Origin of the sequence: Streptomyces viridosporus (assembly GCF_002078235.1) — a bacterium.
Lineage (GTDB): Bacteria > Actinomycetota > Actinomycetes > Streptomycetales > Streptomycetaceae > Streptomyces > Streptomyces viridosporus.
Window position 1 is genome coordinate 1 of the sequence record NZ_MSGP01000331.1, and the last position, 4,002, is coordinate 4,002.

A 4,002-nucleotide genomic window follows, 5' to 3' on the forward strand; every position below is an offset into this window, starting at 1 on the left:
GTGCGATGCTCGCGGTGTCCGTGTCCGAGGCGGATCTTGCCGAGTTGCTGCCGGCAGGCGTTTCGGTGGCTGCGGTGAACGGGCCGTCGTCGGTGGTGGTCGCGGGTGAAGTGGATGCCGTGGAGGGTGTCGCGCGGCGGGCGGGGGAGCGGGGCTGGAAGCACAAGCGGTTGTCGGTGTCGCACGCGTTCCATTCGCCGTTGATGGATCCGATGCTGGAGGAGTTCGCGGCGGCGATCGCGGACGTGGAGTTCCGCGAGCCGGTGATCCGGCTGATGTCGGGTGATCCGACGAGTCCGGAGTACTGGGTCCGGCATGTGCGCGAGGCGGTGCGGTTCGCCGACGCGGTGCGGGCGATGGTGGACAGTGGTGTGAGCACGTTTCTGGAGCTGGGGCCGGACGGCACGCTGTCGGCGATGATCCAGGAGAGCGCGGCCGTCACCACTCTTCCCGTACTGCGCAAGGACCGGCCCGAGGAGGAGTCGGCCGTCACCGCGCTCGGCGCCCTGCACACGGCCGGTGTGACGGTCGACTGGGCTGCCTTCTTCGGGCCTCTGCACGCCAACCGCGTTGACCTGCCCACCTACGCCTTCCAGCACCACTACTACTGGCCCGAGCCGACCGACGGCGAGCCGGTCGAGACCGACCCGGTGGACGCCGAGTTCTGGGACGCCATCGAGAGCGAGGACCTCGACAGCCTGGCCGCCGGCCTCGGCCTCACCGGCGAGGAGCTGTCCGGCGTGGTGCCGGCGCTCGTCGCGTGGCGCCGCCGCCGACAGGCTGAACGCGACCTCGACGCCGTGCGCTACCGCGAAACGTGGGCACCGCTGACCGGAGCCGTCACCGGCACCCCGCGCGGCACGTGGCTCGTGATCGTGCCGGAGGGAGCCGACGAGACCTGGGCGAGCCGCGTGGCCGGCGCGGCCGGGCCGGGCGCGATCCATGTGAACGTGCCGGTGACCGCCGATGCCGACGCGCTCGCCGCGCGGCTGTCCATCGCGGAGGGCGCGGGCTTCGCGGGTGTGCTGTCCCTGCTGGCCGAGGACCCGGCCGGACCGGTCGCCACGGCCACGCTGATCCGCGCTCTCACCGGGCTCGGCATCACCGCGCCTGTGTGGGCGGTCACGCGCGGCGCCGTCGCCGCCGTCGACGGTGACGCCGTCGAGCACCCCGAGGACGCCGGCGTGTGGGGGCTGGGCCGGGTCGCCGCGCTCGAGCACCCGGACGGCTGGGGCGGTGTGATCGACCTGCCCGCCGAACCGGACGACGCCGCTCTGACACGTCTCGCCGCCGTGCTCGCGCACCCCGTCGGCGAGGAAGAAGTTGCCATCCGCAACGGGGGCGTCGCGCTGGGCCGACGGATGACACCCGCGCCCGCCGGGGACGCGCCGGAGTGGACCCCGACCGGCACCGTGCTCATCACCGGCGGCACCGGTGCGCTCGGCGCGCGTGTGGCCCGCCGGCTCGCGGACCGTGGTGTCGCGCGTCTCGTGCTGGTGAGCCGCCGGGGTGACACGGCGCCGGGCGCCACCGAGCTGCGCGACGAACTGGCCGCTGCCGGCGTCGAGGTGGACCTGGTCGCGGCGGACACCGCCGACCGGGACGCCATGGCGGCCGTCCTCGCGGCGATACCCGCCGACCAGCCGCTGACCGGCGTCGTCCACGCGGCCGGTGCCCTCGCGGACGGCGTGCTGACCGGGCTGAGCAGCGAGCAGTTCGAGACGGTGTTCCGCGCCAAGGTGGCCTCGGCGCTGGTGCTGGACGAGCTGACCCGTGATCGCGACCTGTCGGTGTTCGCATTGTTCTCCTCGGCCGCCGGTTCCGTCGGCAACCCCGGCCAGGCGAACTACGCCGCGGCCAACGCGGTCCTCGACGCCGTCGCCCAGCGCCGCCGCGCGCTGGGGCTGCCCGGCACCTCGCTGGCGTGGGGCGCGTGGGCAGGGGACGGCATGGGCGGCAGCGCGACGGGCGTCGGAGCCGCCGCGCTCGACCCGCACCTGGCCCTGACGGTGCTCGGCCAGGCCGTCACGGCGTCGGAACCCACGCTCACCGTGCTCGACATGCGCCACCCCGACGTGGTGGCCACCCTGCTCACGCCACGACCGCACCGCCCCCTTCTGTCGGCACTGCCGGAGGCGCGCCGCTTCGCCGAGACCTCCGCCGCTCCGGCGTCCGGACTCGCCGCGGAGCTGCGAGCCCTCGACGAGGAGCAGCGCCTGGCACGGATCGCGGGCGTGGTGCGCGGCGCCGTGGCGGCGGTCCTGCACAGACTGCCCGGCGACATCACACTGGACCGCGAGTTCGGCAAGCTGGGCTTCGACTCGCTGACCTCCGTCGAGCTGCGCAACCGGCTGGTCGCGGCGACCGGGCTCCGCCTGCCCGCGTCCCTGCTCTACGACCACCCGACCCCGGCCGGGGTGGTCGAGCTCCTGCTCGACGAGCTGCTCGACGGCCCGGGTACCACCGTCACGGCACCGGTCGCCGCCGTCACCGACGAGCCGATCGCCATCGTCGGCATGGCGTGCCGCTTCCCGAACGGCATCGACTCGCCGGAGGCCCTCTGGGCGCTGCTGACCGAGGGCAGCGACGCGATCGGGCCGTTCCCCACGGACCGCGGCTGGGACCTGGATGGCCTCGCCGGCGACCGACCGGACCGCAGCACCACCCAGCTGGGTGGCTTCCTGCACGACATCGCCGGCTTCGACGCGGACTTCTTCGAGGTCTCCCCGCGGGAGGCCGTGGCGATGGACCCGCAGCAGCGGCTGCTGCTGGAGACGTCGTGGGAGGCACTGGAACGCGCGGGTATCGACCCGCTGTCGTTGCGCGGTAGTTCCTCGGGCGTGTTCGTCGGCACGAACGGCCAAGACTACGGCGACGTGCTCGCCGGCACCGAGGCCAGCCGCCAGGGCCACACCGGCACGGGCCTCGCCGCCAGCGTGCTGTCCGGCCGTCTCTCCTACACGCTCGGTTTGGAGGGGCCGGCGGTCACCGTGGACACGGCGTGCTCGTCGTCGCTGGTGGCTCTGCACTGGGCGACGCAGGCACTGCGCAGCGGTGAGTGCTCGCTGGCGCTGGTCGGCGGCGTGACGCTGATGACGACGCCGTGGCTGTTCGTGGAGTTCTCCCGGCAGGGCGGACTGGCGCCGGACGGCCGGTGCAAGGCGTTCGCCGAGGACGCCGACGGCACGGGGTGGTCCGAGGGCATCGGCATGATCGTGGTCGAGCGGCTGTCGGACGCCGTTCGCAACGGTCACGAAGTCCTTGCCGTGGTGCGGGGTTCGGCGGTGAACCAGGACGGCGCGTCGAACGGCCTGACCGCCCCGAACGGCCCTTCGCAACAGCGGGTGATCCGGGCCGCGCTGGCCAGTGCCGGTCTCGAGCCGTCCGGAGTGGACGCCGTGGAGGCCCACGGCACGGGCACGTCGCTCGGTGACCCCATCGAGGCACAGGCTCTCCTGGCGACCTACGGCCAGGACCGTGAGACGCCCTTGCTGCTGGGTTCGGTGAAGTCGAACATCGGGCACACGCAGGCGGCCGCCGGCGTCGCGGGCATCATCAAGATAGTCCTCGCGCTGCGCAGCGCCGAGCTGCCGAAGACGCTGCACGTCGGCGAAGTGTCGTCCCGGGTGGACTGGGAATCGGGCGCGGTGTCGGTACTGACGGAGCCGACGGCGTGGCCGGCGGTGGAGCGGCCGCGGCGGGCGGCGGTGTCGTCGTTCGGCATCTCCGGCACCAACGCGCACACCATCCTGGAGCAGGCCCCGGTCACCGTGGCCACCCAGGCCGTCGAGCCGTCGGCGATGGACGTCGTGGTGCCGTGGCTGGTGTCCGGCCGGTCCGAGGCGGCCGCCCACGAGCAGTTGGCCCGGCTGGCGGACGCTTCCGCGCGACCGCTGGACATCGCGTACTCCCTGACGCTGCGGTCGCGGTTCGACCACCGTCTGGTGACGGTCGGCCGGACGGCCGACGAACTGCTGGCGGCCGCCGCGGAGGCGGTGGCCG

General features: G+C 73.8%; 1 protein-coding gene. It reads left to right on the plus strand.

What is annotated here, in order from left to right; translation table 11 throughout:
- The coding region (locus B7L92_RS23055; RefSeq protein ID WP_438364017.1) for an SDR family NAD(P)-dependent oxidoreductase at window positions 1–4,002 on the plus strand (4,002 nt) is incomplete at both ends.